Origin of the sequence: Amycolatopsis sp. NBC_00355 (assembly GCF_036104975.1) — a bacterium.
Lineage (GTDB): Bacteria > Actinomycetota > Actinomycetes > Mycobacteriales > Pseudonocardiaceae > Amycolatopsis.
In genome coordinates, this window is the sequence record NZ_CP107982.1 from 2,288,811 (window position 1) to 2,315,271 (window position 26,461).

Annotated in this window: 23 protein-coding genes, 2 tRNA genes and 1 pseudogene; 8 read left to right on the forward strand and 18 right to left on the reverse strand. The window is 72.5% G+C overall.

Annotation, left to right across the window (positions count from 1 at the left end):
• Positions 1-105 precede the first annotated feature (105 nt).
• On the forward strand, positions 106-1,542 hold the full coding sequence (locus OHS18_RS09150) for a flavin monoamine oxidase family protein (RefSeq protein ID WP_328616636.1): 1,437 nt from the start codon (positions 106-108) through the stop codon (positions 1,540-1,542).
• Positions 1,543-1,748: 206 nt separating this feature from the next.
• Here the strand turns inward: OHS18_RS09150 and OHS18_RS09155 are convergent, their stop codons facing one another.
• Positions 1,749-2,267: a lytic polysaccharide monooxygenase auxiliary activity family 9 protein gene (locus OHS18_RS09155; protein WP_328616637.1), complete on the reverse strand. Its 519-nt coding sequence runs from the start codon at positions 2,265-2,267 to the stop codon at positions 1,749-1,751.
• A gap of 285 nt (positions 2,268-2,552) precedes the next feature.
• Here OHS18_RS09155 and lexA point away from each other — a divergent pair, with 285 nt between their 5' ends.
• On the forward strand, positions 2,553-3,209 hold the full coding sequence (lexA, locus tag OHS18_RS09160; protein ID WP_328454019.1) for a transcriptional repressor LexA: 657 nt from the start codon (positions 2,553-2,555) through the stop codon (positions 3,207-3,209).
• 21 nt (positions 3,210-3,230) lie between these two features.
• Positions 3,231-3,833, forward strand: coding sequence for a GNAT family N-acetyltransferase (locus tag OHS18_RS09165; RefSeq protein WP_328616638.1), 603 nt, complete (start codon positions 3,231-3,233; stop codon positions 3,831-3,833).
• On the opposite strand, the gene OHS18_RS09170 is transcribed toward OHS18_RS09165, so the two are convergent.
• From OHS18_RS09170 to OHS18_RS09190, 5 genes and pseudogenes are all read right to left on the reverse strand, one after another.
• Entirely contained in the window at positions 3,823-5,028 is a 1,206-nt protein-coding gene (locus OHS18_RS09170) for a cytochrome P450 (RefSeq protein ID WP_328616639.1), read from the reverse strand. The genes OHS18_RS09165 and OHS18_RS09170 overlap by 11 nt on opposite strands.
• Positions 5,025-6,206: an NAD(P)/FAD-dependent oxidoreductase gene (locus tag OHS18_RS09175; protein WP_328616640.1), complete on the reverse strand. Its 1,182-nt coding sequence runs from the start codon at positions 6,204-6,206 to the stop codon at positions 5,025-5,027. The genes OHS18_RS09170 and OHS18_RS09175 overlap by 4 nt, the downstream gene beginning before the upstream one ends.
• Positions 6,203-6,394 (reverse strand): ferredoxin, encoded by a 192-nt coding sequence (locus OHS18_RS09180; RefSeq protein ID WP_328616641.1) that lies wholly within the window; start codon positions 6,392-6,394, stop codon positions 6,203-6,205. Before OHS18_RS09180 ends, OHS18_RS09175 begins: the two co-directional genes overlap by 4 nt.
• Positions 6,394-7,106: pseudogene (locus OHS18_RS09185) on the reverse strand (TetR/AcrR family transcriptional regulator). The gene OHS18_RS09180 and the pseudogene OHS18_RS09185 overlap by 1 nt, the downstream one beginning before the upstream one ends.
• Positions 7,100-8,272, reverse strand: coding sequence for a cytochrome P450 (locus tag OHS18_RS09190; RefSeq protein WP_328458908.1), 1,173 nt, complete (start codon positions 8,270-8,272; stop codon positions 7,100-7,102). The pseudogene OHS18_RS09185 and the gene OHS18_RS09190 overlap by 7 nt, the downstream one beginning before the upstream one ends.
• Positions 8,273-8,435: 163 nt before the next feature.
• Between OHS18_RS09190 and OHS18_RS09195 the strand changes: the two genes are divergently transcribed.
• Positions 8,436-9,890, forward strand: a complete 1,455-nt coding sequence (locus tag OHS18_RS09195) for an MFS transporter (RefSeq protein ID WP_328616642.1) — start codon at positions 8,436-8,438, stop codon at positions 9,888-9,890.
• A 61-nt stretch (positions 9,891-9,951) separates the two neighbouring features.
• On the opposite strand, the gene OHS18_RS09200 is transcribed toward OHS18_RS09195, so the two are convergent.
• Positions 9,952-10,218 carry a response regulator transcription factor gene (locus tag OHS18_RS09200; protein WP_442875353.1) on the reverse strand — a complete coding sequence of 89 codons (267 nt, stop codon included), beginning with the start codon at positions 10,216-10,218 and terminating at the stop codon, positions 9,952-9,954.
• A 102-nt stretch (positions 10,219-10,320) separates the two neighbouring features.
• Complete coding sequence (locus tag OHS18_RS09205) at positions 10,321-11,370, reverse strand: zinc-binding dehydrogenase (RefSeq protein WP_328616643.1); 1,050 nt, start codon at positions 11,368-11,370, stop codon at positions 10,321-10,323.
• A gap of 51 nt (positions 11,371-11,421) precedes the next feature.
• Between OHS18_RS09205 and OHS18_RS09210 the strand changes: the two genes are divergently transcribed.
• Positions 11,422-12,006 carry a hypothetical protein gene (locus OHS18_RS09210; protein ID WP_328616644.1) on the forward strand — a complete coding sequence of 195 codons (585 nt, stop codon included), beginning with the start codon at positions 11,422-11,424 and terminating at the stop codon, positions 12,004-12,006.
• Positions 12,007-12,267: 261 nt separating this feature from the next.
• Here the strand turns inward: OHS18_RS09210 and OHS18_RS09215 are convergent, their stop codons facing one another.
• The 3 genes from OHS18_RS09215 to OHS18_RS09225 all read right to left on the reverse strand — a co-directional run bounded on the left by OHS18_RS09215 (position 12,268) and on the right by OHS18_RS09225 (position 14,907).
• Complete coding sequence (locus OHS18_RS09215) at positions 12,268-13,323, reverse strand: 4-oxalomesaconate tautomerase (protein WP_328454004.1); 1,056 nt, start codon at positions 13,321-13,323, stop codon at positions 12,268-12,270.
• The gene (locus OHS18_RS09220; protein WP_328616645.1) at positions 13,320-14,024 is read right to left on the reverse strand and encodes a 4-carboxy-4-hydroxy-2-oxoadipate aldolase/oxaloacetate decarboxylase; all 705 of its coding nucleotides are present in this window, start codon (positions 14,022-14,024) and stop codon (positions 13,320-13,322) included. Before OHS18_RS09220 ends, OHS18_RS09215 begins: the two co-directional genes overlap by 4 nt.
• A gap of 208 nt (positions 14,025-14,232) precedes the next feature.
• Positions 14,233-14,907 carry a GntR family transcriptional regulator gene (locus OHS18_RS09225; protein ID WP_328616646.1) on the reverse strand — a complete coding sequence of 225 codons (675 nt, stop codon included), beginning with the start codon at positions 14,905-14,907 and terminating at the stop codon, positions 14,233-14,235.
• Positions 14,908-14,984: 77 nt separating this feature from the next.
• Between OHS18_RS09225 and OHS18_RS09230 the strand changes: the two genes are divergently transcribed.
• The gene (locus tag OHS18_RS09230; RefSeq protein WP_328616647.1) at positions 14,985-15,758 is read left to right on the forward strand and encodes an NAD(P)-dependent oxidoreductase; all 774 of its coding nucleotides are present in this window, start codon (positions 14,985-14,987) and stop codon (positions 15,756-15,758) included.
• A 164-nt stretch (positions 15,759-15,922) separates the two neighbouring features.
• Here the strand turns inward: OHS18_RS09230 and OHS18_RS09235 are convergent, their stop codons facing one another.
• The 3 genes from OHS18_RS09235 to OHS18_RS09245 form a co-directional block, all read right to left on the reverse strand.
• Positions 15,923-16,168 carry a DUF4287 domain-containing protein gene (locus tag OHS18_RS09235; RefSeq protein ID WP_328616648.1) on the reverse strand — a complete coding sequence of 82 codons (246 nt, stop codon included), beginning with the start codon at positions 16,166-16,168 and terminating at the stop codon, positions 15,923-15,925.
• A gap of 309 nt (positions 16,169-16,477) precedes the next feature.
• A tRNA-Val gene (locus OHS18_RS09240) sits at positions 16,478-16,549 on the reverse strand.
• A 35-nt stretch (positions 16,550-16,584) separates the two neighbouring features.
• Positions 16,585-16,659, reverse strand: a tRNA-Val gene (locus OHS18_RS09245).
• Between the two features lie 224 nt (positions 16,660-16,883).
• Between OHS18_RS09245 and OHS18_RS09250 the strand changes: the two genes are divergently transcribed.
• Complete coding sequence (locus OHS18_RS09250; protein ID WP_328616649.1) at positions 16,884-18,329, forward strand: DHA2 family efflux MFS transporter permease subunit; 1,446 nt, start codon at positions 16,884-16,886, stop codon at positions 18,327-18,329.
• A gap of 370 nt (positions 18,330-18,699) precedes the next feature.
• On the opposite strand, the gene OHS18_RS09255 is transcribed toward OHS18_RS09250, so the two are convergent.
• Entirely contained in the window at positions 18,700-19,113 is a 414-nt protein-coding gene (locus OHS18_RS09255; protein ID WP_328616650.1) for a MarR family winged helix-turn-helix transcriptional regulator, read from the reverse strand.
• Positions 19,114-19,190: 77 nt separating this feature from the next.
• Here OHS18_RS09255 and OHS18_RS09260 point away from each other — a divergent pair, with 77 nt between their 5' ends.
• Positions 19,191-20,123 (forward strand): quinone oxidoreductase family protein, encoded by a 933-nt coding sequence (locus OHS18_RS09260; RefSeq protein ID WP_328616651.1) that lies wholly within the window; start codon positions 19,191-19,193, stop codon positions 20,121-20,123.
• A gap of 93 nt (positions 20,124-20,216) precedes the next feature.
• On the opposite strand, the gene OHS18_RS09265 is transcribed toward OHS18_RS09260, so the two are convergent.
• From OHS18_RS09265 to OHS18_RS09275, 3 genes are read right to left on the reverse strand one after another with little or no spacing between them, the layout of a single operon-like run.
• Positions 20,217-23,555 (reverse strand): serine hydrolase, encoded by a 3,339-nt coding sequence (locus tag OHS18_RS09265; RefSeq protein ID WP_328616652.1) that lies wholly within the window; start codon positions 23,553-23,555, stop codon positions 20,217-20,219.
• Positions 23,552-24,529: an ABC transporter ATP-binding protein gene (locus OHS18_RS09270; protein WP_328616653.1), complete on the reverse strand. Its 978-nt coding sequence runs from the start codon at positions 24,527-24,529 to the stop codon at positions 23,552-23,554. Before OHS18_RS09270 ends, OHS18_RS09265 begins: the two co-directional genes overlap by 4 nt.
• Positions 24,526-26,457, reverse strand: a complete 1,932-nt coding sequence (locus OHS18_RS09275) for a dipeptide/oligopeptide/nickel ABC transporter permease/ATP-binding protein (RefSeq protein WP_328616654.1) — start codon at positions 26,455-26,457, stop codon at positions 24,526-24,528. Before OHS18_RS09275 ends, OHS18_RS09270 begins: the two co-directional genes overlap by 4 nt.
• Positions 26,458-26,461: the final 4 nt, after the last annotated feature.

A 26,461-nucleotide genomic window follows, 5' to 3' on the forward strand; every position in this document is an offset into this window, starting at 1 on the left:
CGAAGAATGCTTACGAGCTAAGGTTTTCCGCGCCCGACGTTGACAGTCGCCCCCGACGGCTGCTTACTATAGTTTCTCGGGGGCAATCGTTTGGGGCTGGTACAGATGCGAGAAATCACGCGTTCCGAGGTGCGGCGACAGCTCGACGAGGGGTTTCCGCGGCTGCGGCCACCGCGGTCGGCGGTCGTCGTCGGAGCCGGGCTCGCCGGACTGGCGGCCGCGCACGAACTGCACCGCGCCGGGTGCGACGTCACGGTCCTGGAGGCGTCCGAACGCCCCGGCGGCCGCGCGTTCACGCTGCGGAGCCCGTTCGCCGACGGCCTGCGCGTCGAAGCGGGCGCGATGACCGTGACGCCGCACTGCGACTACGTGACGCACTACCGGAAACTCCTCGGCGTCGAACTGGACCGGTCCGACTTGCTGGACCAGGACTTCTCCTACTTCGTCAACGGCCGGTTCGTGCGCGCCGACCCGGCTTCGCTCGCCGCGGCCGGGCTGCCGCTCGCCGAGCACGAACGCGGGATGAGCGTCACGGACATGATCGAGCGGTACGTCACCGCGGCGGCCGAGGAGCTCGGCCCCGACCTGGCGGCGCCGGACTGGGCGCCGGCGGCGGAGATGGAGCACCTCGACCGCGCGTCGGTGCAGGAGGTGCTGCGCGGCCGGGGCGCGTCGCAGGCCGCGATCGACCTGATGGAACCGCTGTTCCTGGAGATGCGCGGCGGCGATCTCCGCTCGGCGTCGGCGTTGTCGTGGCTGCGGCACGAGAGCGGACATCGTTCGCTGCTGGGCGAAGTGGACGGCTGGGGCAAGATCGCCGGCGGCACCGACGTGCTGCCACAGTCCTTTGCGGACGGACTGCGCGAGCGGATCCGGTACCGCAGCCCGGTCGTCCGCCTCGCCCAGGACGACGACGCCGTCACGGTCACCTACCTCGACCACGGCCGGCTCGCCACGGTGACCGCCGACCGGGTCGTCGTCACGGTGCCGTTCAGCGCGATGCGCCACGTCGACGTCAGCCACGCCGGGCTGTCCGAAGCGAAGATCGACGTGATGCGCCGGCTGCGGTACGCGTCGATCGTGCGCGTCTACCTGCAGATGCGGTCGCAGTTCTGGGAAGGGCACAACGTGAGCGTGTCGACCGATCTCCCGGTGCGCTGGGTCCGCGACGCCTCGGTGAGCCAGCCCGGCCCGCGCCGCATCCTGGAGGTGCTGATGACCGGCTGGCGGTCGAAGGCGGTCGCGGCGATGACGGGAGAGGAGCGGCTGAACTTCGTGCTGGAGCACGTCGAGACGATGTTCCCCGGTGCCCGCGAGCACTACGAGCTGGGACTGTCGGTGGCGTGGGACCACCAGCCGTGGATCGAGGGTTCGTACGTGCTGCCCGAACGCGGCCACGGCAAGCTGATGCCCGCGATCCGCGCCCCCGAGGGCCGGATCCACTTCGCCGGCGAGCACACGAGTTACGAGCCCAACGGCGGTTCGATGAGCTACGCGCTGGAATCCGGCGTACGGGCCTTTGTGGAACTCGCGGCGGCCTGATTCGCCCTTCCCCGAACGGCCGACACGGCGACCGGAGTGGCGCCGACCGCGGAAACCCGTTGTCGGCGAGTCGGCCGTTCCGGGCGGCATGGTGGCCACTCCGGTCGGCGAGTCGGCCGCTCCGGGCGGCGTGGTGGCCGGGCCCGGCTGGGCGATGGCGGTGACCGGGCCGCCCGGGAGCCGCGCGCTCCCGGGCGGCCCGGGGCTCAGCCCACCTGCAGGTCGATGCAGGAGTAGAACGCGTTCGCCGTATCGGCGATGTTCCACACCGCGAGGACCGTCTGGCGGCCGGTGTGGCCACTCAGATCCACCTGGTGCGAAACGGTTTCCGGCGGCTGCTGGTTGTTGCCGGGGATGCCGGCGACCTTCTCGCCACCGATGTAGTAGTCATAGCTGGCGGTGCTGTGGCGGGCCGTGAAAGTCCAGGTGAACGTCACCGTGCTGCCGACCGGCGCCGCGTTCCAGCCCTTGTTGTCGTCGTTCAGCTCGGCGAACTGCGCGTTCCCGCCGTTGCAGGAGGTCAGTCCCTTCGGGCCTTCGACGCTTTGCGGTTCGTACTTGATCTCCCCGCAGGACACGGTGCCCTGGGCGCATTGCGCCTGCCGGCTGGCCGGCGAGTTGACGTAGCCGTGCGCGCTCGCGATGCCGGCGGGGTTGACCAGCACCAGCACCGGGGCCAGCAGCACACCCGCGGCGGCCGCGACCAGTTTCCGGTTGGCTTTCATACCCAGCTCCTTCGGGGACGGGCTCGCCTTCCCGCCGCCGGGCACGGCGGAGCCGCGGTCCGGACCTCACGAGGAGGCCCGCCGCGCCGGGAAGGTGTTCGAGCGAAGGAAATTTGTGGTCTAGACCATACGATGAAATCGGACATAGGTCAACAGGTGGCAATCCTCAAGGCATGTTGGTCAGTCGCCAACCATCCGCCGCTGTTCCGCTGAGCGGAATTCACTCGATCGTGGCGGCCGGACCGGGCGGCGGCGCGCGGAGCGCCTACCACTAGGATTCCGCCCGTGACCACCTACGACGTCGATCCGTTCGAGCACCTGGACACCACCGCCCTGCCGGAGCGGCAGCAACGGATCCTGGTGGCGATCCGGGACTGCGTGGTGCACCACGGGTATTCGCCGAGCAGCCGCGAGATCGCGGAGATCGTCGGGCTGCGGTCCTCGTCGTCGGTGTCGAAGCACCTGGCGGCGCTGGAGGACAAGGGCTTCCTGAGCCGCGGCGGCTCGGTCGCGCGACAGCTCGATGTGCGCGCGTTCCTGCGGGACAGCGGGCCCCGCGAAAGCGCCGACTCGGTCGCCGTGCCGGTGGTCGGCGACATCGCGGCCGGTACGCCGATCGCGGCCCAGGAGCACGTCGACGACGTCCTGAACCTCCCCCGCGACCTCACCGGCCGCGGCACCGTCTTCGGGCTGCGCGTCCGCGGCGACTCGATGATCGACGCCGCCATCTGCGACGGCGACATCGTCGTGGTCAAGCAGCAGAGCGAAGCCCACTCGGGCCAGATCGTCGCGGCGATGATCGACGAGGAGGCGACGGTCAAGGTCTACCGCCGCCGCGACGGCCACGTCTACCTCGAGCCCCGCAACCCGGCCTACGAGGTCATCGACGGCGACCGCGCGGTCATCCTCGGCACGGTCGTCTCGGTGCTGCGCAGCTTCTGACCGCCCGCCATGATGGCGGGCATGGAGCCGTTCGACGACGTCCGGATCGTGCCCGCCAACGAGGCGTCCTGGCCCGACCTGGAACTGATCTTCGGCAGCGGTGACGCCCAGCGGTGCCGGTGCCAGCGGTTCAAGGTCACCGAGTGGATCTGGCGGGACTCCACCTTCGACGAACGCCTCGAGGCCCAGGAGGCCCAGACCGGCTGCGGCACCCCGGGCCCCACCAGCGGGCTCGTGGCCTATGTGGCCGGCGAGCCCGCTGGCTGGGTCGCCGTCGAGCCGCGGCGCGCCTTCCCGAAGCTGCGGACCTCCCGGATCCCGTGGAAGGGCCGCGCCGAGGACAAGGACGACCCGGGCGTCTGGGCCGTCACCTGCCTCGTCGTGCGCAAGGGCTTCCGCGGCCGCGGCCTCACCTATCCCCTGGCCCGCGCCACCGTCCCGTTCGCCCGCGAACACGGCGCCCGCGCGCTCGAGGCCTACCCGATGGTCACCCGGCCCGGGAAGACCGTCACCTGGGGCGAGCTGCACGTCGGCGCCCGGCAGGTCTTCGAGGACGCCGGGTTCACCGAGGTCACCCACCCCAGCCCGCGGCGGTTCGTCATGCGGGTCGAGTTCACCAGGTGACGGGCAGCTCGTAGACCCCGTAGACCGACCCGTCGTGCTTGAACGGGACCTGGCCGACCTCGGTGGCCAGCGCGAGCGACGGGATCCGGCGGTACAGCGTGCTGTAGACGACCTGCAGCTCCAGCCGGGCCAGCGGCTGGCCGAGGCACTGGTGGACGCCGAAGCCGAACGCGATGTGGCGGTGCGCGTCGCGGCTCAGGTCGAGGCGGTCGCCGTCGGGGAAGACGTCCGGGTCGCGGTTGGCGATGTCGTTCGCCATGATCATGCCCTCACCCGCGCGCACGGTCTCGCCGGCGATCTCGATGTCCTCCAACGCAAGCCGGCGCCGGCCGTTGTGCGTGATGTTCAGGTAGCGCAACAGTTCCTCGACGGCCGACGCGACCAGCTTCGGGTCGTCGCCCTCCCGCAGCAGCTTCAGCTGGTCCGGGTGCTCCAGCAGGGCCAGGGTGCCGAGCGCGATCATGTTCGCCGTGGTCTCGTGGCCGGCGATGAGCAGCAGGACGCCCATCTGCGCCGCCTCGACCCGGGTCAGCTCCCCCGCGTTGACGCGGGTGGCGAGTCCCGACAGCAGGTCGTCGGACGGCTCGGCCAGCTTCTTGCCCATCAGCTCGTCGAGGTAGCCGACGAGGGCCTGGTGCCCGGCCGCCCGCTCTTCGGGCTTCGCGTCGCGCCGGATGATGACCTTGCTGTTCTCCTGGAAGAAGTCGTGGTCGGTGTAGGGCACGCCGAGCAGCTCGCAGATCACCAGCGACGGCACCGGCAGCGCGAACGCCTCGACGAGATCGACCGGGTTGGGGCCGGCCAGCATGGCGTCGAGCTGGTCGTCGACGATCTTCTGCACGGCCGGGCGCATCTTCTCGGTGCGCCGGATGGTGAACGGCGCCGTGACCATCCGCCGCAGCCGGGCGTGCTCGGGGTTGTCCATCAGGATGAAGCTGATGCCGCTGCCGCCCTTCGGCAGCGGCGCGGGGCTCGGGTAGCCAGGGCGGGAGATGTCGGCGCTGACCCGCGGGTCGGCCAGCAGGGTGCGCTGCTCGGCGTAGCGGGTCACCAGCCACGGCGTGGAGCCGTCCCAGAGCTTCACCCGCTTGAGCGGGGCCTCCTCCTGCAATACGCGGGCGGCGGGCGGCGGGTCGAACGGGCAGCCCGCGGCGCGGGTCATCGGGAAGTCCGGGATCCCGGGCGTGCTGGTCATACGGTTCCTCCACAGTGGACGCGAGTGAGGGTCTCGGCGACTTCGGGCCGCCGCAACCGGGTCTGCTTGGGCATGTTCCAGCCGAGGACCCCGACGGTCGCTCCGTCGCGGCGGTACCGGGCGACGAACCGGCCGGCCGCCGGGTCACCGTCCACGACGGACACTTCGGCGGCCGGGTGGAGCACGCCGTGGACCTGGATCTTGACGTCGTACTGGTCGGTCCAGAAGTACGGCACCGGGACGTAGGGCCGGTCCTCGCCGAGGATCGACCCGGCGACGGCCATCGCCTGCTCGGTCGCGTTGGTGCGGTTTTCCAGCCGCAGCAACGCATCGAGGCCTTCGTGGTGCCACCGCGCGACGTCGCCGGCGGCGTACACCCCGGGCGCGGCGCGGCAGCGTGAGTCGCAGACAACACCGTTCTCGCAGGTCAGGCCGCTGCCGTCGAGCCAGCCGGTGACCGGGTCGGAGCCGATGGCGACCACCACGACGTCGGCGGGCAGTACCTCGCCGCCGTCGAGCCGGACGCCGGTGACGCGTCCGTCGCGGACGTCCAGACCGGTGACGGCCGTGCCGAGCCGCAGCCGGACGCCGTGCGCGGTGTGCAGGGCGGTGAGCAGGCCGCCGACGAACGGGCCGAACTGGCTCTCCAGCGGAAACTTTTGCGGTCCGGCCAGGGTGACGTCGACGCCGAGGCCCCGGGCGGTCGCGGCGATCTCCGCGCCGAGCACGCCGTCGCCGACGACCACCAGCCGTTCGGCGGCCCGGAGCCCGGCTCGCAGGGCGAGCGCGTCTTCGAGGGTCCGCAGGACGTGGACGCCGGCGAGGCCGTCCTGCCCGGGGAAGCGCCGGGGCCGGACGCCGGTGGCGACGACCACGGCGTCCGCGGCCAGCTCCCGGCCCGAGGCGGTGCGCACCGTCCGCGTGCCGGCGTGCAGGCCCGCGGCCGGGTCGTCCAGGAGCAAGTGGACGTCCAAAGAGGACAGCACGGCGGCCGTCCGCAGCTGGGCGCGCTCCGGTGCCCAGGCGCCGGACAGGACCTGCTTGGACAGCGGAGGCCGGTCGTACGGCAGCCGCGCGTCCGCGCCGAGCAGCGTCAGCTCGCCATCGAACCCCTTGCGGCGCAGAGTCTCCACGGTCGCCAGGCCCGCGGCGGACGCCCCGGCGACAAGGACCTTCACGAGATCGTGATCGCCGTGGCCGGGCAGACGTTCGCGGCTTCCCGGACCGTGGCGTGCAGCTCCTCGGCGGGGTGCTCGTCGAGGAGGATGACGATGCCGTCGTCCTCACCCTGGTCGAACACGTCCGGGGCGAGCATCACGCAGGTTCCCGCGCCGCAGCATTTTTCGGTGTCGACGGCTACCTTCATCACAGTTCTCCTTGGTTCGTGGTGGTGACCGGGGCGAGCCAGAGACCGACGAGCGCGTCGATCAGGCCGGTCCCGGCGGCGTGCCAGCCGGCGCGCGGGGTAGGGGTGTTTTCGGCGAGTGCTCGCTCGCGTTCGGCACACCCGGTCGTTCGGGGGTCCGGGTGGCGGAGCCCCCGGCTCAGGGCGAAGCCCTGGATGACACGGTGTGCACCATGAGCTGACGCGCCATGTCGGCGCGCTCGACCCGCACGTCGGCGGGCAGGGCGGGCAGGCAGCCGTGCAGGCCGAGCAGGGTCCGGTGCAGCGACGGGACGGCCAGCGCCTCTTCGACCATGATCCCGCGCAGCGCCGGGTCCGTCATGACCTGCGCGCCGAACCGGGCGAACCAGGTCGGGCCGGACAGTGCGCCCAGGTGGTCGGTCGCCGGGCGGACCAGGCACGCGACCCAGGTCCGCACGTCCGCGCCGGCGGGCACGGCGCCGACCATCCGGGTCCGGGTCACCTCGATCCCCTCGGTGTGCCGCCGGGCGATCGCGCGGACCAGGTCGGCCTTGGTGCCGAAGTGGTAGCCGACCGCGGTGTTGTTGCCCTGCCCGGCGGCCTCGCTGATCTGCCGGTTCGACACCGCGTAGACGCCGTGCTCGGCGAACAGCCGCTCCGCCGTCGTCAGGATCAGCCCGCGGGTGGTGTCCGCGCGGGCGGTCTTCACCAGCGCACCGGGAGCTCGCGCAGGCCGCCGACGGCGAGGCCTTCGACGCGGCGCAGCTCCCCCGGTTCGACGGCGAGCGCCAGCGACGGCACCTTGCGCAGCAGCACTTCCAGGACGACCTGCAGCTCGGTCCGCGCGAGGGCCTGGCCCAGGCAGGAGTGCGAGCCCGCACCGAAGGCGAGGTGCGGGTTGGGGCTGCGGGTCAGGTCCATCTCGCCGGCGGCGTCGAACGCGCCTTCGTCGCGGTTGGCGGCCGCCATGCTGCACAGGACGGTGGTGCCGCGCGGCAGCACCTCGCCGCCCAGCTGGACCTCTTCGCCGAGGTAGCGCGGCATGCCGATGCCGGGGTTGGCGTCGAACCGCAGCGCTTCCTCCACCGCGGTGCGCACCAGCGACGGGTCGGCCAGCAGCTGCTCCCAGCGCGCCCGCTCCGACAGCAGCAGGCCGAGCATCTTGCCGATCATGTTGGCCGTCGTCTCGTGCCCGGCGACGAGCAGCCCCTGGCCGGTGGCCACCAGGATCGTGTCCGGGAGCGGCTCGGCGGCGCCGGTGATCAGGTCGCTGAGCAGGTCGTCGCCCGGCTCGGCCCGCTTGGCCGTGACGTGCGCGAGCATGTAGGCGCCGAACTCGGCCTGGGCGGCGTCGGTCTCGGCCTGGGTGTAGCGCGTGAGGTTGAGCAGGTTGTCCGACCAGTGCGCGAACTTCTCGCGGTCGGCGTCCGGGACGCCGAGCAGGTCGCAGATCACCCAGACGGGCAGCGGGAACCCGACGCTCGCCTTGAGGTCGGCTGGGGCACCCGACGCGACCATCTCGTCCACGAGCCGGCCGGCCATCGCGGCGATGCCCGGGCGCAGCGCCGCCATCCGCTTGGCCGTGAACCACTTGCTGATCATCCGGCGCCAGCGCTGGTGGCCCTCGCCCTCCTGCGGCAGCGTGTTCGCCATCTCGCTGTTGAACACCCCGCCGGACTCGGAGTCGGTGAGGCGCGCGGCGTCGGAAGCGTTGAGCACGCGGGTGAAGCGCGGGTCGGACAGCACCTGCTTGACGTCGTCGTAGCGGGTCAGCAGCGACGCCTGGTCGCCGCTGGGCAGCCGGACGGCGGCGACCGGGCACCGCTGCCGCAGGCGCGCCCAGTCGGCGGGCGGTTCGAGCGCCGCGGGCGCCGGCATCGGATAGCTGAGGACCTCGTCGGTCACCGTGCATCCTCCTCGTGGTGGGCCGTCAGTTCGTCAGCAGTCAACCGAAGGCTGCTAAGCTAAGTCAAGCGATTGATTTAATTCGACCCGAACGCCCGATCCGTCCCCCGTTGTGTCCCCGTTGGAGGACCCGCCCGTGTCCAGACCTTCCGCCCCCGCCGGGGAAACCGCGCCGAGAGCGAGCCTCGTCGTCGCCGTCCTCGCGTTCGCCGGCATCGTCGTCTCGCTGATGCAGACGCTGGTGATCCCGCTGATCCCGGCCCTGCCCGGCCTGCTGCACGCGTCCGCCTCCGACGCGACCTGGGCCATCACGGCCACCCTGCTCGCCGGCGCGGTCGCGACGCCGACGGTCGGGCGGCTCGGCGACATGTACGGCAAGCGGCGGATGCTGCTGATCAGCCTCGGCGCCCTGGTCGTCGGCTCGGCGATCGGCGCGCTGTCCGACACACTGCTGCCGATGGTCGCCGGGCGGGCGCTGCAGGGCCTCGCGGCGGGTGTCATCCCGCTCGGGATCAGCATCATGCGCGACGAGCTGCCCGCCGAACGGCTCGGGTCCGCGACGGCGCTGATGAGCGCGTCACTCGGTGTCGGCGGCGCCCTGGGGCTGCCCGCGGCCGCGCTGCTGGCCGAGCACGCCGACTGGCACGTGCTGTTCTGGACGTCGGCCGGGCTCGGCCTGGTCGTCACCGGCCTCGTGGTCGCGCTGGTGCCCGAGTCGCCGGTGCGCACCGGCGGCCGGTTCGACGTGCCGGGCGCGGCCGGGCTGTCGATCGCCCTGGTGTGCCTGCTGCTGGCCATTTCCAAGGGCGCCGACTGGGGCTGGGGCAGCGCGGCGACGCTCGGCCTGTTCGCCGCGGCGGTGCTGGTTCTGCTCCTGTGGGGCCGCTGGGAGCTGCGGACCCGGCAGCCGCTGGTGGACCTGCGCACCACCGCGCGGCGCCAGGTGCTGCTGACCAACCTCGCGTCCGCGGTGTTCGGCTTCGCGATGTTCGCGATGTCGCTGGTCCTGCCCCAGCTGCTGCAGCTGCCGGCGGCCACCGGGTACGGCCTCGGCCGGTCGATGCTGGTGGTGGGCCTCGTGATGGCGCCGTCGGGTCTGGTCATGATGGCGCTCGCGCCGGTGTCCGCGCGGATCTCACGCACCCGCGGCCCGAAGACGACGCTGATGCTCGGCGCGGTGGTCGTCGCGATCGGCTACGCGATCGGCATCGTGCTGATGAGCCAGGTCTGGCACCTGGTCCTGATCTCGTGCGTCATCGGCGGTGGCATCGGCCTCGCCTACGGCGCGATGCCGGGCCTGGTGATGGCGGCGGTCCCGGTGTCGGAAACGGCCGCGGCGAACAGCTTGAACACCCTGATGCGCTCGATCGGCACGTCCATCTCGAGCGCGACGGCCGGTTTGGTGCTCGCGCAGCTGACTGTCCAGTTCGGACCGGCGACGTTGCCCGCGGCGAGCGGATTCCGCGTGGTGCTGGCGATGGGGTCGGGCGCGGCGCTCATCGCGCTGGGCATCGCGGCGTTCCTGCCCCGGCACACGCCGGCGGCTTCGACGCCCGTACCGCCGGAACCCGCGGCGGTGGCGGCAAACTGACCGGAGGCCGCCGCGACGGCTCGGCCGTCGCGGCGGTCCGGTGTCACCGGTGTCACCGGTGTCAGTCCACTCGGTGGTAGCGGCCCGGCTCGGCGGTGCCGATCGCGTACAGGACCGCGTCTTCCCGCGAGTGGAAGCCCGCCTTGGCGAAGAGGTTGTTGATGTGCGTTTTCACCGTCGCTTCGCTCATCACCAACCGCCGGGCGATCTCATGGTTGCGCAGGCCTTCGCCGATGAGATCGAGGATCTCGGTCTCGCGACCGGTCATCGTGAACTTTGCCGTGACACGCCAGCCGTTGCTGATGACCGGGGCTTCCTTCAGACTCACAGGGGCGTCATCGGCGCGGGAAGGCCAGTCGTTACACCGGCTCCCGGAGCACCGTGACCGCCCCGTCGAATCTGTCGAACACCGTCCACATGGGACACGAGATCACGGGACGAGGATCAGCCGGATCGGGTTGCCCGTCTTGTCCGCCAGCTGCTTCACGGCCCGATCCGCCTCCGCCAGCGGGATGTGCGCGCTGATCGACCGGGACAGGTCGAGCCGGCCGTGGCGCGCCAGCGCGACGAGTTCGAGCACGTGCTCGCCCGACGAACCGAAGTGCCCGAGGATCCGCTGGCCCCGCACGCTCAGCCCGGTGCTGTCCGGCAGGTGCAGCGGGGCGTTCGTGAGGCCGGCGAGCACCATTGCGCCCTGCGCGCCCAGCACCGCGGCCGCCTGCTCGCGCACCGCCGCGTACCCGGCGAAGTCGAACGCGTAGTCCAGCCCGCGCCCACCGGTCAGCGCGCCGATCCGCTCGGCGAAGTCCGCCGCGGCGGGGTCCAGCGCGACGTCCGCGCCGAACGACAGCGCTCGTTCCCGGGCGGCGGGCAGCGGGTCGATCGCGACGATCGGCGCCGCGCCCGCGAGACGCAGCACCTGCAGGCCGTGGACGCCGAGGCCACCCGCGCCCCACACCCCCGCCGAGCGCGCCGGGCGGACCTGGGCGGTCGCGACCACCGCCGCGTACGGCGTCGACACCGCGTCGGGGATGATCGCCGCCTGGTCGAACGGCAGGTCGTCGGGGATCGGGACGACCGTGTCGGCCCGGGCGAGCGCGTACTCCGCCCAGCCGCCGTCGTAGTGCACGCCCCGCACCCGCGGACGCAGGCACGGCTGCCGGCGCAGGCAGCGGTCGCAGACGTCGCACGACTGGCCCGCCTGGAGCGTGACGCGCAGGCCGGCGGTGAGGTGCTCCGGGACGTCCGGGCCGAGCGCGTCGACGGTGCCCGAGACCTCGTGGCCGAGGGTGACCCGGCCGGTGCCGGGCAGGGTGCCGTCGATGAGGTGCAGGTCGGACAGGCAGACGCCGGCCGCGGCGACCGCGATCCGCACCTGTCCCGGTCCCGGCTCCGGAATCGGCACCTCCTCGACGCCGAATTCCCGTTTGTCCAGATCGAGCCGGCCCGCCAGCATCGTGTCGCCCATGCCGTCGATCACACCACAAAGCTCCTTCGCGCGCGGACCGGCCCGGTGAAGTACGTTGCGCCGATGGGCATCCCCGACGAGTACCACGAATTCGCCGTCGCCGTCGCCGGGGCGAGCGGGGCGCTGATCGGCTTGCTGTTTGTGGCCGTCTCGGTGTCGCCCGAGCGTGTCCGCCGGACGACGACGCACGCCGAATACCACACCCGCGCGTCCGCGGCGTTGCTGCTGTTCACCAACGCGCTGGTGCTGTCGCTGATGATCCTCGTGCCCGGGAGCACCCCGGGCGGCTGGGCGGTCGCGTCCGGGGTGGGCATCCTGGTGTTCGACGCGGCCGCGACCCGCTCGATCGTCACGGCGGTGCGGCACCGGCGGGGACACTGGAGCTCGCTGCGCATGGCGTCGGCGCTGCTGGTGATCGCGGGCTTCGAGATCTACGCCGGCGTCGAGCTCCTCACCGAACCGGGCAACTGGGAACCGCTGCGCACCCTGTACTACGTGCTGATCGGCGACCTCGCCTTCGGCATCGCCCGCGGCTGGCAGCTGATGGACATGCGCCGGGTCAGCATGTTCTCGTCCCTGCGCACCCTGGCCCACGGCGACGAAGCCGACGCCCCGGAAGACGCACCGGAAGAGCCCCGCAGGAGCTGAGCGTTGTCGAGCGCGATGTCGGCCGCGCGCAGGACGTCCTCGCGGGTGCCGGTGGCGAACGCGATGTGGTGCAGGCGCCCGGTCGAGCGTCTCCAGTCCGTGGTCGTAGGACTTCTGCGCGAGGTGGTTCACGTGGTCGAGGTGCCGGACGCTCGGTTTCCCAGTAGAGCTCCAGCTCGTGGCCGTCCGGTCGCGGCACAGGTAGGTCGGCCCGATGCCGGTGTCGCCGTGGCGGGGCGAGGGGCCGGGCATGGCCGGCCTTCAGGAACGGGGGAAAACGGTGCCGTCGAACAACTTCCGGGCCGTGCGGAACACCGTCGAGCGGGCCACCCGCGGCGGCGTGACCGTGGTGTCGAACTCGATGCCGACGCCGAGCGTGCCACTCGCATGCTCGATTTCGATCGGTTCACCGGCGGGCGGGCGGACCAGGAGTTCGTGGCCGACGGCGCCGTCGAGCAGCAGTGCCGTCACCACGCTGACGCCGCCCAGCACACCGATCGCCGGGTGCGGTTTCACCGGGATGAACGTCCGGGTGGCGATCGCTCCGCCGTCACGCGGGGCCGCGACGAGCGTCGTCTTCGGGACGGAACTGCCGCTGACGTCGCCGAGACCCATCAGCTTGCCCGCTTCGAGGCGCAGGGCGTCGATGCGGCCGGCGAGCCCGGTCAGCTCTTCGACCGGTTCGTAGCCGGTGATGCCGAAGTCGGTGGCGCGGGCCACCACGACCGGCATCCCGTTGTCGACACAGGACACTTCGAGGCCGCCGACGTCGTCGCGGACGTTGCCGGTGGGCAACAGGCTGCCGCAGACCGAGCCTTCGGTCTCGGCGAAGTCCAGTTCCACCGGCGCGGCCGTGCCGGGCACGCCGGAGATCGCGAGCGAACCGGCGTAGTCGACCTCGCCGCCGGGGGTGGCGAACGTCGAGACCGCGATGGCGCCGGTGTTGACCAGCAGGACCCGCACGGTGGTGCGTTCGCCGCCGGCCGGGACCAGGCCGCGCTCGACGGCGAACTGGCCGACCCCGGCGAGCAGGTTGCCGCAGGTCTGGCGGTCGGAGACGGTGGCCTCGTCGACGCCGAGCTGCAGGAACAGGTAGTCGACGTCGCGATCGGGGCCACCGGGTGGCGAGACGATCGCGACCTTGCTGGTGACGAGCTGCGCGCCGCCGAGGCCGTCGATCTGGCGCGGGTCGGGGCTGCCCATGATCCGCAGCAGCAGGTCGTCGCGTTCGGCCGGGTCGGCGGGCAGGTCTTCGGCGAGGAAGTAGGCGCCCTTCGAGGTGCCCCCGCGCATGAGCATGCAGCGCACGCCGGTCATCCCCGCTCCTTCTCGTACTCCTCGGCGGTGAGGTAGCGGACGCCCAGGGCCTCGAGCTTTTCGCGCAGGCCGTAGCGGTCGAGGCCGAGCTGTCCGGCGGCGAACGCCTCACGCGCGGCGGCTTCCTTCTCCAGCCGGGCCTGGGACGCCTTCAAGCCCTCTTCGACGTCCTGGCGCCGCACGCGCAGCACGCCGTCGTCGTCGGCCAGGATCCCGTCGCCCGGGTGGACGACCTGGCCGCCGAGCACGACCGGGACGTTGACCGCGCCGGCCGTCGCCTTGACCGTGCCCTGGGCGCTGACCGCGGCCGACCACACGGGGAAGCCCAGTTCGCGCAGCTCGGCGACGTCGCGGACGCCGGCGTTGATGACCAGCCCGCGCACCCCGCGGTGGCGCAGCGCGGTGGCGAAGAGCTCGCCGAAGAGGCCGTCGCGCGACGGCGAAGTCGTGGTGACGACCAGGACGTCACCCTCCTGGCACTGCTCGACGGCCGCGTGGATCATCAGGTTGTCCCCCGGCCAGCACAACGCCGTGACGGCGGTGCCGCCGATCCGCGCGCCGTCCTGGATCGGCCGCAGGTCCGGGCCGAGCAGCCCACTGCGGCCGAGCGCCTCGTGGACCGTGGCCACGCCGTACTCCGCCAGCTTGGTCACCTGCCCGGCGTCGGCGCGGGGTGGGTTCGTGACGATGACCGGTTCCATGCCGTCGACGCTAGATAGCGTCGACGATATTGTCAACAATCTTGGCGACGGCTCAGTCAGGTTCCCTCGACGCCGTGTCGTCCACCTGAGTACGCGTGTCGTCCGCCGGGGTACGTGTGTTCGCCATTCCGGTACCGGCACGACCGCGGCCGCGGATACCCACCCGGACCTGGATGGACGACACGTGTACGCAGACGGACGACACGGGTCAGTGGAGGTGGGAGACCTCGGCGGCGTCCGCCTCGCGCAGCGCTTCGATGACGCTCTGCAGGTGGACCCGCGCGGCTTCGGCGGCCTCGACCGGGTGATGCGCGCAGACCGCGTCGATGATCGCCAGGTGCTCGGGCAGCGAGACCTGCGGCCGGCCGGGGCGCATGGCCAGCCGGAACTGGTGGCGAACGCTCTGCCCGCGCAGCCGTTCGAGTACCTGCTCGGCCGTGCGCTGGCCGCCGATCTCGCGGACCCGGCGGTGCAGCCGCTGGTTGAGCCCGGAGTACCCGACGACGTCACCGCCCGACACCGCGGCGCGCATCGCCTCCCCCAGCTCGCGCAGCTCGGCGATCTCGGCGTCGGTGATCCGCTCGGCGGCCTTCGCCGCGCACAGGGACTCGAGCATCATCCGCACCTCGGAGATCTCGACGGCCTCCTCCAGCGAGACCGCGCGCACCCGCGCGCCGCGGTTCTGCACCCGCTCGACCAGACCTTCGTTGGTGAGCTCGATGAGCGCGGACCGCACGCTGGCGCGGCTGGCCGCGAACTGGGCGGACAGATCCGCCTCGACCAGCCGCTGGTTGGGGACGAACTCGCCGCGGACGATGGCGTCGCGGACGGCGGCCACCACGGATCGTTCCCCCGGCCGCTGGTCCGCGGCAGTCTCCGTCATACTCCCACCCCTGTTTGTTGACAATTTTGTCGAACAGATCGTTCACTTGATCGTAGGTGCCTGGAGAGGATTGTGCTATGCGCGGAACCATCGCGGTATTGGGGCTCGGCGAAGCCGGCGGCGCGCTCGCCCGCGATCTGGCGGCGGCCGGCGCCGTGGTCCGCGGCTACGACCCGGCCGTGCCGGCGCCGGAAGGGATCGTCGCCACCGGCTCCGAGGCCGAAGCCGCGACGGGCGCGGACGTCGTGCTGAGCGTGAACAGCGCGTCGGCCGCCTACGACGCGCTGTCCGCGGGGCTCGCCGGCCTGGCGCCGGACGCGCTCTGGGCCGATCTGAACACGGCGTCCCCCGGAGCGAAGCGCCGGCTGGCTTCGACGGCGGCTTCGCACGGCGCGGGCTTTGCGGACGTCGCGATCATGGCGCCGGTGCCGGGCCGTGGGCTGCGGGTGCCGATGCTCGCGACCGGTACGGCAGCCGGTTCGGTGGCCGGGATTCTCAACGGCCTCGGCGCGGCCGTCGAGGTCATGCCGGGCGAGGCCGGCCTGGCGGCGGAGCGGAAACTGCTGCGGAGCGTGTTCTTCAAGGGCATGTCGGCGGCCGTGGTCGAGGCGCTGCACGCCGCGCGGGCCGCGGGGTGCGAGGACTGGCTGCGGAAGCTGATCACCGACGAGCTGACGGCCGCGAACGAGTCCACTGTGGAGCGACTGGTCACGGGCTCCCACACCCACGCCGTCCGCCGCACGGCCGAGATGGCGGCCGCCGCGGAGATGCTCGGCGAGCTGGGAGTGGCGTCCGACGTCGCGAGTGCGGCGCGCGATCAGCTGGCGCAGTTGGCGAAGACGCCGGAGTAAGAACCGGAGCCAGCGAAATCGGCCCCCGCCGCGTACCGGAGTGACCAACTCACCGGCCGGAGTGGCCAACAGGCCGCCAACCTGGGCGTGTTGGCCACTCCGGTCGCCATGTTGGCCGCTCCGGGCAGCGAGTCAGGCAGCGTGAACAAGACGCCGCTCGAGGATCACCCTCGGACGGCAAGCCCGTCGAGGTGAACAGCACCATGGTGCTCCGCGACGAACTCCGGCCCCTTGACGACAAGTCGTGCCACGGCGGTGGCGTGCCCGTGCCCCAGCCCGTGCTCAGCCTTGAGCCAGGCGACGATCTCCCCCTGCTTGGTCAGCCCCTGACCACCAACCAGCTCCAGAAAGCCCCGAGGGGTGATGCCAGTCTGCTTCTCGGCATTGTCGAGGTAGGCCTGAAAAGACATGTCCGCTCCCAGAAGTCGAGGTCCCGTCACCCACCACATTCCCACCGACAACTTTTCTTGTCAAGGCCCGAACAGCACAAACCCCGGCGACGCCAGCCACCAAGATCCACAGTGGACGTCACCGGGAACGTACGACGATTACCCGAAAGGGGGAACAACGAAAGGCGAGCCGCCAGACCAAAGGAACCACACGCGGGGGTCCGGGGGCGTGCCCCCGGCGGGGACGTGGGGGCTCGGCCCCCACAGGACACAGACGAGAAGAGCCCTGTTTGCGCATTCCGCAAACAGGGCTCTTCCGCGAATCTCGGGTGGGCGATACTGGGATCGAACCAGTGACCTCTTCGGTGTGAACGAAGCGCTCTCCCCCTGAGCTAATCGCCCGCGGTACGAACTCCGCTGTAAGGGTTGGGGAACCCTGGTGCGCGATACTGGGATTGAACCAGTGACCTCTTCCGTGTCAGGGAAGCGCTCTCCCGCTGAGCTAATCGCGCGCTCCGGAAGTCCGTACTCGCAGAAGCATATCGGACCGTGTCGCGGGCGTCGCAGGGGGTTCCCTTTCCCGGGGTGTGACCGGCTCCACTGCCGAAACCGCCGTGACACCGGGGCCGCCGCCCAGGCAGACTGCAAGGGAGAACCAGCGCACGCCTTCCCCGATCGTCGCCGGCGTCGAAGGTGGCCCACTCCGCCGGCGCGGCGACCAGGAGCTCCCACCCCGATGACCGACACCGTGCACACCGCACCCACCGACGACCGGACGGACGCCCCGGCGGGCTCGGGGCTCCTCATCGGCGTTCTCGTGCTGTCGGCGTTCGTGATGATCCTCAACGAGACCATTCTGAGCGTCGCGTTGCGGGACCTGACCGTCGACCTGCACGTGCCGACGACCACCGTGCAGTGGCTGACCAGCGGGTTCCTGCTGACGATGGCCGTGGTGATCCCGACGACCGGGTTCCTGCTGGAGCGGTTCACGCCGCGGCAGGTGTTCCTCGTTTCGCTGACGGCCTTCAGCCTCGGCACGCTGATCAGCGCCCTCGCGCCCGGGTTCGGGGTGCTGATGGTCGGGCGCGTCGTGCAGGCGTGCGGCACGGCCGTGATGCTGCCGCTGCTGATGACGACCGTGATGCGGCTGGTGCCGCCGAAGCGGCGGGGCGCGACGATGGGCACGATCACGATCGTCATCGCCGTGGCGCCGGCCATCGGGCCGACGATCGGCGGTGCGGTGCTGTCGGGGCTGGGCTGGCGGTGGATGTTCTGGATCGTGCTGCCGCTGTCGCTCGCCGCGCTGGTGATCGGCCTGCTGCGGCTGCGGCTCTACAGCGAGAACCGCCGGGTGCCGCTGGACGTCCCGTCGGTGCTGCTGTCCGCGATCGGCTTCGGCGGGCTGCTGTACGGGCTGTCGTCGACCGGCGAAGCGGGCGGGGTGGAGCCGCCGGTGCCGGCGTGGCTGCCGATCGTCGTGGGGCTGGTCGCGCTCGTGGTGTTCACGTGGCGCCAGGTGCGCCTGCAACGCCGTGACCGCGCACTGCTGGACCTGCGGCCGTTCACCCACCGGCCGTTCGTCGTGGCGCTGGTGCTGACGGCGCTGCTGTTCGTCTGCCTGATCGGCGCGGCCGCGATCCTGCTGCCGCTCTACCTGCAGACGGTGCTGAAGACGAGCACGTTCGTCAGCGGGCTGGCGGTGCTGCCGGGCGGGCTCGTGCTGGGGCTGCTGGGCCGTCCGGTGGGAGCGTTGTTCGACCGCGTGGGCGCGCGCCCGCTCGTGATTCCCGGCGCGGCGGCCATGGCGCTGTCGCTGTGGCTGTTCACGCTGCTGGGGCCGGACTCGGCGCTGATCGCGGTGATCGGGATCCACGTGCTGCTGATGGCCGGGCTGGGCCTGATGATGACGCCGCTGATGACCGAGTCGCTCGGCGTGCTGCCCGAGCACCTGTACTCGCACGGCAGCGCGATCCTGTCGACGCTGCAGCAGGTGGCGGGCGCGATGGGGACGGCTCTGTTCGTCAGCGTGGCGACGCTCGGCACCGCGGACGCGACGGCGGGCAGCCCGGACGCCTCGGGACTGCGGATGGCGTTCGTCGTGGCCGGGTGCATCGGGCTGGTGGCCTTCGCGCTCAGCTGGCTGATCCGCCGCTCGAGCGATACGGCCGCCTCGGACAGCTGACTCCCGCGGGCGGACGGTTCCCCACGCGGGAGGCGGCCGATGACGCGCAACCGGCGCCGAGCGACCTGCGAAGTTCGCGGCGGCGAGCGGCACGGACGAGGCGTTCGCGCTGATCCGCCGCTCGAGCGCGACGTTCACCGAGCCGCCGGTGTCCACTTCGGACAAGTGAGTCCCGCTCCCGCTCAGCGAAGGCTGGGGGGAGACCTGCGAGCGGAAACGGGAGTCCGGGGCCGGTACGGGGGTCGCCTCTCGGCGGGTGGCGCGGCGCGGTGTCTCTCCGCGCCGGCTGAAGGTGAGGCCCGGGGACCCCGCCGTACCGACACCCGTTACAACGCCTGGGGATCCGCGGTGTTCCCGCGCGTGACGCGGCTCATGGGAGCATCCGGCCGAGGAGCGCGCCCAGGCGGTTCCGCTCGGCCGGGGTGAGGTCGCGGGTCAGCGGCGCCAGCAGCCCGGCGATCTCCGCCTCCAGTTTCCGGGCGAGGCGGTGCGCTTCTTCGGTCAGGCCGACACGCACCGAGCGCCCGTCGTCGGCGCTGGCCTCGCGCCGGACCAGGCCGCGCTTGACGGCCCGGTCGATCAGGCCGGTCACCGACGAGCGGTCCAGCCCGAGGTGTTCCGCCAGCTCGGCCATCTTGGGCGTGCGGTCGCGCAGGATCGCCAGCGCGCGCAGCTGCGTCAGCGACAGGTCGTGCGCCGCCGCCGCGCGGCTGAGCAGCGCCATCACCGTGAAGGAAACCTGGACCAGGTTGTCCAGCACCTCGTCGGGCCCGGGTTCGGTCATGCGCCGAGACTACCTTGAATTAGTTGGTAGTGCCAGCTAATCTAGTTGGCACTACCAATCATCTTCGAGAGGTCCTCATGCGCGCAGCAGTCGTCACGTCGTTCGGCACACCGCCCTCCTGCCAGGACTTTCCCGAGCCCGCACCGGGCACTCCGGACGAGGTGCTCGTCGACGTCGTCGCCGTCGGCCTGCACCCGCGGGTGCGGTCGCAGGCCGACGGTTCGCACTACACCGAGTCCGCCGAGCTGCCGTTCGTGCCCGGCATCGACGGCGTGGGCCGCGCGCCCGACGGCAGCCTGCGCTACTTCGTCCTGCCGGACACGGCGATGGGCGCGCTCGCCGAGCGGACGGTGGTGGACCTGCGGCGCAGTGTCGTGCTGCCCGCGGACGTCGACCCGGCGCTCGTGGCCGCGGGCATGAACCCGGCGATGTCGGCGTGGATCGCGCTGCGGCGGCGGATCGAGTTCGCGGCCGGGCAGGACGTCCTCGTCCTGGGCGCGACCGGCAACGCGGGCCGGCTGGCCGTCCAGGTGGCCCGGCACCTCGGCGCCGGGCGGGTCGTCGCCGCGGGCCGGGATCCCGGCCGCCTCGCGACGCTGCCGGGCCTGGGCGCCGACGTCGCGGTCCCGCTCGCCGACGTCGCCACCGCGGCCGCGGACATCGACGTGGTCCTGGACTACGTCTGGGGCGAACCGACCGCCGAGGCGATGGGCGGGATCGTCACGCACCGCGCGGATCGGGCCAAGCCCCTGACGTGGATCGAGATCGGCTCGGTGGCAGGCCGGACGGCGTCGCTGCCCTCGGCCGCGTTGCGGGCCGCACGGCTGCAGCTGGTGGGCAGTGGCCAGGGTTCGGTGCCCACCCGGGACATCGTCGCGGAGTTGCCCGCCCTCGCGGCGGAAGTCGGCCGGGGCACCTTCCGGATCGACACCCGCACCGTCCCCCTGGAGGACGTCGAAGCGGCATGGAAAGACGACGGCGACGACCGGCGGGTGGTCATCGTCCCCTGACCGCGGTGGGCGTAAGCCGTGAATGGCACATCGAGGGACTCTGAGTCCCTCGATGTGCCATTCACGGACTTCAGGCCCGCGAGACCAAGCCGATCAGCTCACCTTCGGGGTCGCTCGGACTCCGCTGTGGAGGTACCGCTCCCCCGTCGGGAGCTGGTAGAACGTCACCGACTGCCAGGACCTCGTCCCCTTCGGGCGCAACGCGAACTGGGTCGCGCTGATCGGGATCAGGTCGTCCTCGGTCGTCGGCTCCGGGACCAGCTCGGCCAGCGGGCCGGTGACCGTCTGGCGGATGCGCAGGCCCGAGTCTCCGCTGAGGATCTCCGTCCGCACCGACTCCCGCTCGTACGTCCCGAGGAACTCCGAGACGTCCACCTCAGGCGGTGTAGCAGCGGGCGAGAGCGGTTGCGGCATCGCGACGCCCGCCAGTTCCGCGAAGATCTCGCGGTACAGCTCCTCGTACAGGTCGTGGGTGCCGCCGCCGTTGGCGAGCAGCGTGACCGCGAGGCCCTGGTCCGGCAGGATGCGGAGGAACGCCGACTGCCCGATCGTGTTGCCGTCGTGGCCGTAGACGCGGTGGCCGTCCCAGTCGAAGCGGATCCAGCCGAGGCCCCACGAATCGCCGAGGGTGTGCTTGTCCGGCATGTCCGCCTGCCACTGCGTCATCGCCGTCGCGGCCGACTCCGAGAGGACGCGCGCGCCGTCCGGGCCGAGGCCGCCCCGCAGGTGCAGGCGGGCGAAGGCCAGGACGTCCGCCGGGGTCGCCGTGATCAGGCCGGCCGGGCCCGCCGAGCGCGGCAGGCCCCAGACCGGCGCCGGCTGCGGCTCGTCGTCGCCCGCCGCGACGTGGCCCATCGCCGCGCCGAACAGCAGCGCCTCCTCGGGCAGGGTGCCCGTGTGCGTCAGGCCGAGCGGGGTGAACAGCCGCTCCCGCAGGGCCGCGTCCCAGGTCTTGCCGGTCAGCTTTTCGATGACCCGGCCGGCCAGGATGAAGCCCGAGTTGCAGTAGGACAGGGTCGCGCCGAGCGGGTGGGTCTGCGCGGCCTGGTCCAGCACGGCGACGTACTTCTCCACGCAGTCGTCGCCGCGGCCGGTGTCGGTGAAGACGTCACCGTCGATGCCGCTGGTGTGGGTCAGCAGGTGCCGCAGCGTCACCTGCTTGGTGACGTCGGGGTCGGCCAGCCGCAGCTCCGGCAGCACGTCGGCGATCGGCGCGTCCAGGTCGAGCAGGCCTTCGTCGACCAGCTGCATGGCGACGGTCGCCGTCCACACCTTGGTGATCGAGCCGATCTGGAACACCGACTCGTCGGTGACGGCGACGCCGGTCGCCTTGTTGAGCACGCCGGTGTGCGCGAAGACCTGCTCGTCGCCGTCGAGACGCAGGATGCCCAGGGCCGCGCCGGGCACGCGGTACTTGCGCGCGAGCGCGGTCAGCCGCCGCTGCCAGTGCGCGCCGTCGAGCGGCACGCGCCCCGGCGAACCCGCGTACTGCTCGACCCAGTCGACGACGCGGCGGTTGAAGTCCGTGCGGTGCGAGGGTTTCCCCTCCAGGATGAACAGGTGCGACGCGCCGGGGTAGAGCACCAGCCGGGTCGGCACGCCCTGTTCGCGCAACGCCGTGAACCACTGCTCGGCCTGCCCGACCGGGCAGCGGTCGTCGTCGGCGCCGTGCACCACGAGCGTCGGCGTGCGGACCTGCCCGACCCGGGCCAGCGGCGACGACTCGCCGAAGTGCGCTTGGTCCACAGAGGACGCTCCGCCCAGTTCGGCGACGCCGAGGTAGTGCCCGCTGTCGGACGTGCCGGCCATGCTGACCGCGTCGCTCACGACCCCGCCGGCGACGGCCGCGGCGAAGCGGTCGTCGTGGCTGGTCAGGTAGCACGTCATGAAGCCGCCGTAGCTGTAACCGGAGACGGCGAGCCGCTGTGCGTCCGCGATCCCTTCGGCGACGAGCGCGTCCAGCGGTTCGAGGAAGTCCTTGGCGTCGGCGACACCCCAAGCGCCGACGGCAGCGGTGTAGAACGCTTCGCCGTAACCGTCGCTGCCACGCGGGTTGAGCAGCAGCACCGCCCAGCCGCGCGCGGCGAGCTCCTGGTGGTAGGCGTGGACGGCGTCGGCGGTGCCGCTCCACGCGTTGTGCGGGCCACCGTGGATGTCGAGCAGCAGCGGCAGCGGGCCGGTGCGCTCGGGGTCGCGCAGCAGCCAGCCGTGCACGACCGTGCCGTCGGAGACGGTGAACTCGCGCTCCTCGTGGGTGAACAGCTCGACCTCGACCTCGTTGCCGTGCGTGGTGAGCACGTCGGGTTCTCCCCCGGCGACGGCGACCGTCGCGATCTCGCCGTACGACGCCGGGGTGGTGAACACGACCGCCGCGGTCTCCCCGGCGACGCTCAGGTTCGACAAGGTGTTCCCCGCGCCACCGGCGACGAGCCGCGGTTCGCCGCCGTCGACGCCGACCGCGTAGAGGTGCGTGTAGCCGCGGTCGCGGACGCAGAAGAGCACGGTCGCGCCGTCGCCGCTCAGCACCGGGACCGCGCCGGGATAACCCGGCCCGCCCGGCATCACGTTCCGGTCCAGCGGCGCGGCCAGGTCGACGGTTTCCCCGCCGTCCACGGGAATCCGCAGCAGGCCGAGGTGGCCGGGCGCGGTGTCGCGGCGGCCGACGACGAGCAGCGCGGTGCCGTCGGCGGTCCAGGTGACCGTGCCGCACATACCGTCGCCGGAGCCGACCGGGCTCGGCTCGGCGAGGCGGTTGCCGGCCTCGATCGTGTAGGCGCCCGAGCGGAACGTCAGGTCGGCGTCGGCCTCCGGGCCGGCCGGGAACGCCAGCAGCGCACCGTCCGGCGACCACGCGGGATCGCCCGCGTGCCAGTCCCCCGCGGTCACCTGCCGGACCTCGCCGGAGGCGACGTCGAGCACGTGGACGTGCTTGCGCAGAGTGCGCAGCAGGCCGGCGCCGTCGGCCTTGAAGTCGAGCCGGTCGGCGACCACCGGGGCGCCGGCGCGGCGGCCGCGGGCCGCGTCGTCGTCTCCCTCGTCCGCGGCCAGGTCGACCGGGGCCGAGAAGGCGATCTCGGCGCCGTCCGGCCGCCAGACCGGGCTGCCCGCGCCGAGCGGGAGCGTGGTGACCTGCTCGGGTTCGCCGCCGTCGGCGGGCAGCAGCCACAGCTGCGCCGGGCCGTCCGCGGCGCGCAGGAACGCGATCCGCGTGCCGTCGGGCGACCACACCGGGGCGAGGTCGGCGGTCCCGCGGGTCAGCCGGCGCGCCGGGCCGCCGCTCGTGGCGACCTGCCAGAGCGACCGGGTGTCGCGGTCCGCGTCGCGGTCGGCGGTGCGCACGACGTACACGATCCGCGTGCCGTCCGGCGAAAGCGCGGGCTGCTCCGGGAACTCCAGTGCGTACAGGTCGTCGGCGCTCAGGCGTCGGGTCATGCGGATCTCCTCGTGGGATTCGGCGCAGTGGGAAGGGGCGCGGCGAAGTGACAGGCCGCGGAGTGGGGCCGTCCGGCGGCCTCGGTCGCCGGGTCGGCGCTGAGGCAGACGGTGCGGTCGGGGTGCACGAGCGGGCCGATCGGGCACCGCGGGTGGTAGTGGCAGCCGGGCGGCGGGTGGTGCGGGTCGGCGGGTTCGGTGTCGGCGAGCGCGTCGACACCCGGATCGTCGAGCAGGCCGTGGTGCGCGGACGGCGCGGCGGCCAGCAGCTCCCGCGTGTAGGGGTGCTGCGGATCGGTGAGCACCTGCTGGGCCGGCCCGGCCTCGACGATCCGGCCGAGGTAGAGCACCGCGACGAAGTCGCTGACGTACCGCACCACGGCGAGGTTGTGGGAGATGAACAGCATCGACAGCGAGAGCCGCCGCTGGACGTCGCGGACCAGATTGAGCACGGCGCCCTGCACCGAGACGTCCAGGGCGGAGGTGATCTCGTCGGCGATCAGCACCTTCGGCTGCCCGGCCAGCGCCCGGGCGAGCGCGACGCGCTGGCGTTGCCCACCGGACAGCTGACCGGGCAGCGTCGTGGCGCGTTCCGGGTCCAGGTTCACCAGTTCGAGCAGCCGCGCCACCTCGGCCCGCCGGGCGGCCGCGCCGCGGTGCGCGCCGCGCGGCATCGCCTCGGTGATGGACTCGCCGACGGCCATCCGCGGGTCCAACGAGGAATACGGGTCCTGGAACACCATCTGCAGCGGCTTGCGCCGGGGCAGCCGCCGGACGTCGACGCCGTCGAGCAGCACCCGGCCGCCGCTGACCGGGGACAACCCGACCGCGGCCCGGGCCAGCGTCGACTTGCCGGAGCCGGACTCGCCGACCAGGCCGACGACCTGGCCGGACGGGACGGTCAGGCTGACGCCGTCGACCGCCGTCAGCCGGCCGTAGCGGACGCTCACCGTGTCGAACCGGAGCTCGCTCACGCGGCACCATCCTTTCGCGACTGTCCGGAAAGGACACTCACGGCGGTTTCGTGCGGGTGCCAGCAGGCCACCCGGTGGCCGTCGCCGGACCGTTCCAGCGCCGGATCCTCGGTGAGACAGCGCTCGGTCGCCAAGGGACACCGCGCGGCGAACGCGCAGCCCACCGGGACCTGGTCCGGCTCCGGCGGCCGGCCCGGAATCACGGCGAGGGGCTCGTCGCGGTCCGTGCCGAGGTCGACCGTGGTGGCCAGCAGCGCCCGGGTGTACGGGTGGCGGGCGGCCCCCGGGAGGTCCGCCGTCGGCAGGTCCTCCACGACGCGGCCGGCGTACATCACCAGCATCCGTTCGCACGTCTGGGAAACCACCGCGATGTCGTGGCTGATCAGCAGGATCGCCGCGCCCTCGGCGTCGCGCGTGCGGGCCAGCAGCCGCAGCACCTGGCGCTGGACCGTGACGTCGAGGGCCGTGGTCGGCTCGTCCGCGACGATCAGCTTCGGCGAGCCCATCAGGCCCATCCCGATCATCGCCCGCTGGCGCATGCCGCCGGAGAACTCGTGCGGGTACTGCCGGGCGCGTCGCCGGGCGGCCGGGACGCGTACGGCGGCCAGCCGGTCCACCGCACGGTCGAACGCCTCGCGCCGCGACAGGCCGTGGTGCTGCTCGGACACCTCGGCCAGCTGCCCACCGACGCGGCGCGCCGGGTTGAACGACGTCATCGGGTCCTGGAACACCATCGCGAGGGACGTCCCGAGCAGGCCGCGCAGCTCTCGGTCGGACGCGGTGAGCAGCGACGTCCCGGCGAACTCCAGCCGGTCCGCCGTCACCACGCCGGGCAGCTCGATCAGCCGCGAGACGGCCAGGGCCGTCAGGCTCTTGCCGGAGCCGGACTCGCCGACGACACCGATCGCCTCGCCGGCGCGCACGGTGAAACTCACGCCGCGCACCGGGACCGTCCACCCACCCGCGCGCGGGAACGCCACCTGCAGGTTCTCGACGACGAGCACGGCGTCGTCCGCAGGTGCCTCGACGACGGCGGGGCGCGGCGCGGGCAGCGGACCGGACGCGCGCCGGGCGGCGCGGGAGCGGACGCCGACCACGGCGGCCACGGTCTCCCCGACCAGGTTGAACGCCAGCCCGGCGAGCACCACGGCGACGGCGGGCGCGAGCGCGGCCACCGGCGTCACGTAGATCCCGTCCAGGCCTTCGCGCAGCAGCCGGCCCCAGTCGTAGTCCGGGGCCTGCACGCCGATGCCGAGGAACGAGAGCCCGGCGAAGGCGAGCAACGCCGACCCGGCGCCGATGGTCGCGTTCACCACCAGCGGCTCGCCGATGTTCGGCAGCACGTGCCGGGCCAGCAGCCGGATCCGGCCGACGCCGGACACCCGGGCCGCGGCGATGAAGTCGCGCCCGGCGACCGACGCCGAGAGCGTCTGGACGAGCCGGGCGAACGCCGGCGCCATCGCGAACGCGATCGCCAGCACCGCGCCGTTCGTGCCCACGCCGAAGATCACCGCGAAGAACAGGGCCAGCAGCAGCCCGGGGAACGCGACGGCGATGTCGATCACCGACGTGAGCAGCCGGCCCGCCCACCGCGGCAGCACCGCCGGCAGTGCTCCGAGGACGACTCCGGCGCCGACGCCGATCACGGTCGCGAGCACAGCGAGACCGACCGAGAGCCGGGTCGCGACGAGCGTGCGCAGGAAGATGTCGCGGCCGAGGGCGTCCGTGCCGAACGGGTGCGCCGCGGACGCGCCCTGGCCGATCGCGTCGGTGTCGACCACCGCGGCGCCGTCGCCCCAGACCAGCGGCGCCAGCACCGACAGCGCGATCACCAGCACCAGCAGCACCGCCGAGCACGCGCCCACCGGCGTGCGCACGGCCGTCGTCCACACCGAACCGCCTTTCCACACCGAACGTCGTGCGCGCATCGCC

What these genes read in the sequence shown, in the direction of transcription:
- OHS18_RS09260 (WP_328616651.1), top strand. Translation starts at nt 19,191, where the DNA reads ATGCGCGCAGCAGTCGTCACGTCGTTCGGCACACCGCCCTCCTGCCAG.
- OHS18_RS09235 (WP_328616648.1), bottom strand. Translation starts at nt 16,168, where the DNA reads ATGTCTTTTCAGGCCTACCTCGACAATGCCGAGAAGCAGACTGGCATC.
- OHS18_RS09190 (WP_328458908.1), bottom strand. Translation starts at nt 8,272, where the DNA reads ATGCCGGCGCCCGCGGCGCTCGAACCGCCCGCCGACTGGGCGCGCCTG.
- OHS18_RS09170 (WP_328616639.1), bottom strand. Translation starts at nt 5,028, where the DNA reads ATGACCAGCACGCCCGGGATCCCGGACTTCCCGATGACCCGCGCCGCG.
- OHS18_RS09155 (WP_328616637.1), bottom strand. Translation starts at nt 2,267, where the DNA reads ATGAAAGCCAACCGGAAACTGGTCGCGGCCGCCGCGGGTGTGCTGCTG.
- OHS18_RS09265 (WP_328616652.1), bottom strand. Translation starts at nt 23,555, where the DNA reads ATGACCCGACGCCTGAGCGCCGACGACCTGTACGCACTGGAGTTCCCG.
- OHS18_RS09150 (WP_328616636.1), top strand. Translation starts at nt 106, where the DNA reads ATGCGAGAAATCACGCGTTCCGAGGTGCGGCGACAGCTCGACGAGGGG.
- OHS18_RS09180 (WP_328616641.1), bottom strand. Translation starts at nt 6,394, where the DNA reads ATGAAGGTAGCCGTCGACACCGAAAAATGCTGCGGCGCGGGAACCTGC.
- OHS18_RS09250 (WP_328616649.1), top strand. Translation starts at nt 16,884, where the DNA reads ATGACCGACACCGTGCACACCGCACCCACCGACGACCGGACGGACGCC.
- OHS18_RS09225 (WP_328616646.1), bottom strand. Translation starts at nt 14,907, where the DNA reads ATGACGGAGACTGCCGCGGACCAGCGGCCGGGGGAACGATCCGTGGTG.
- OHS18_RS09255 (WP_328616650.1), bottom strand. Translation starts at nt 19,113, where the DNA reads ATGACCGAACCCGGGCCCGACGAGGTGCTGGACAACCTGGTCCAGGTT.
- OHS18_RS09230 (WP_328616647.1), top strand. Translation starts at nt 14,985, where the DNA reads ATGCGCGGAACCATCGCGGTATTGGGGCTCGGCGAAGCCGGCGGCGCG.
- OHS18_RS09215 (WP_328454004.1), bottom strand. Translation starts at nt 13,323, where the DNA reads ATGACCGGCGTGCGCTGCATGCTCATGCGCGGGGGCACCTCGAAGGGC.
- OHS18_RS09165 (WP_328616638.1), top strand. Translation starts at nt 3,231, where the DNA reads ATGGAGCCGTTCGACGACGTCCGGATCGTGCCCGCCAACGAGGCGTCC.
- OHS18_RS09275 (WP_328616654.1), bottom strand. Translation starts at nt 26,457, where the DNA reads ATGCGCGCACGACGTTCGGTGTGGAAAGGCGGTTCGGTGTGGACGACG.
- OHS18_RS09220 (WP_328616645.1), bottom strand. Translation starts at nt 14,024, where the DNA reads ATGGAACCGGTCATCGTCACGAACCCACCCCGCGCCGACGCCGGGCAG.
- OHS18_RS09210 (WP_328616644.1), top strand. Translation starts at nt 11,422, where the DNA reads ATGGGCATCCCCGACGAGTACCACGAATTCGCCGTCGCCGTCGCCGGG.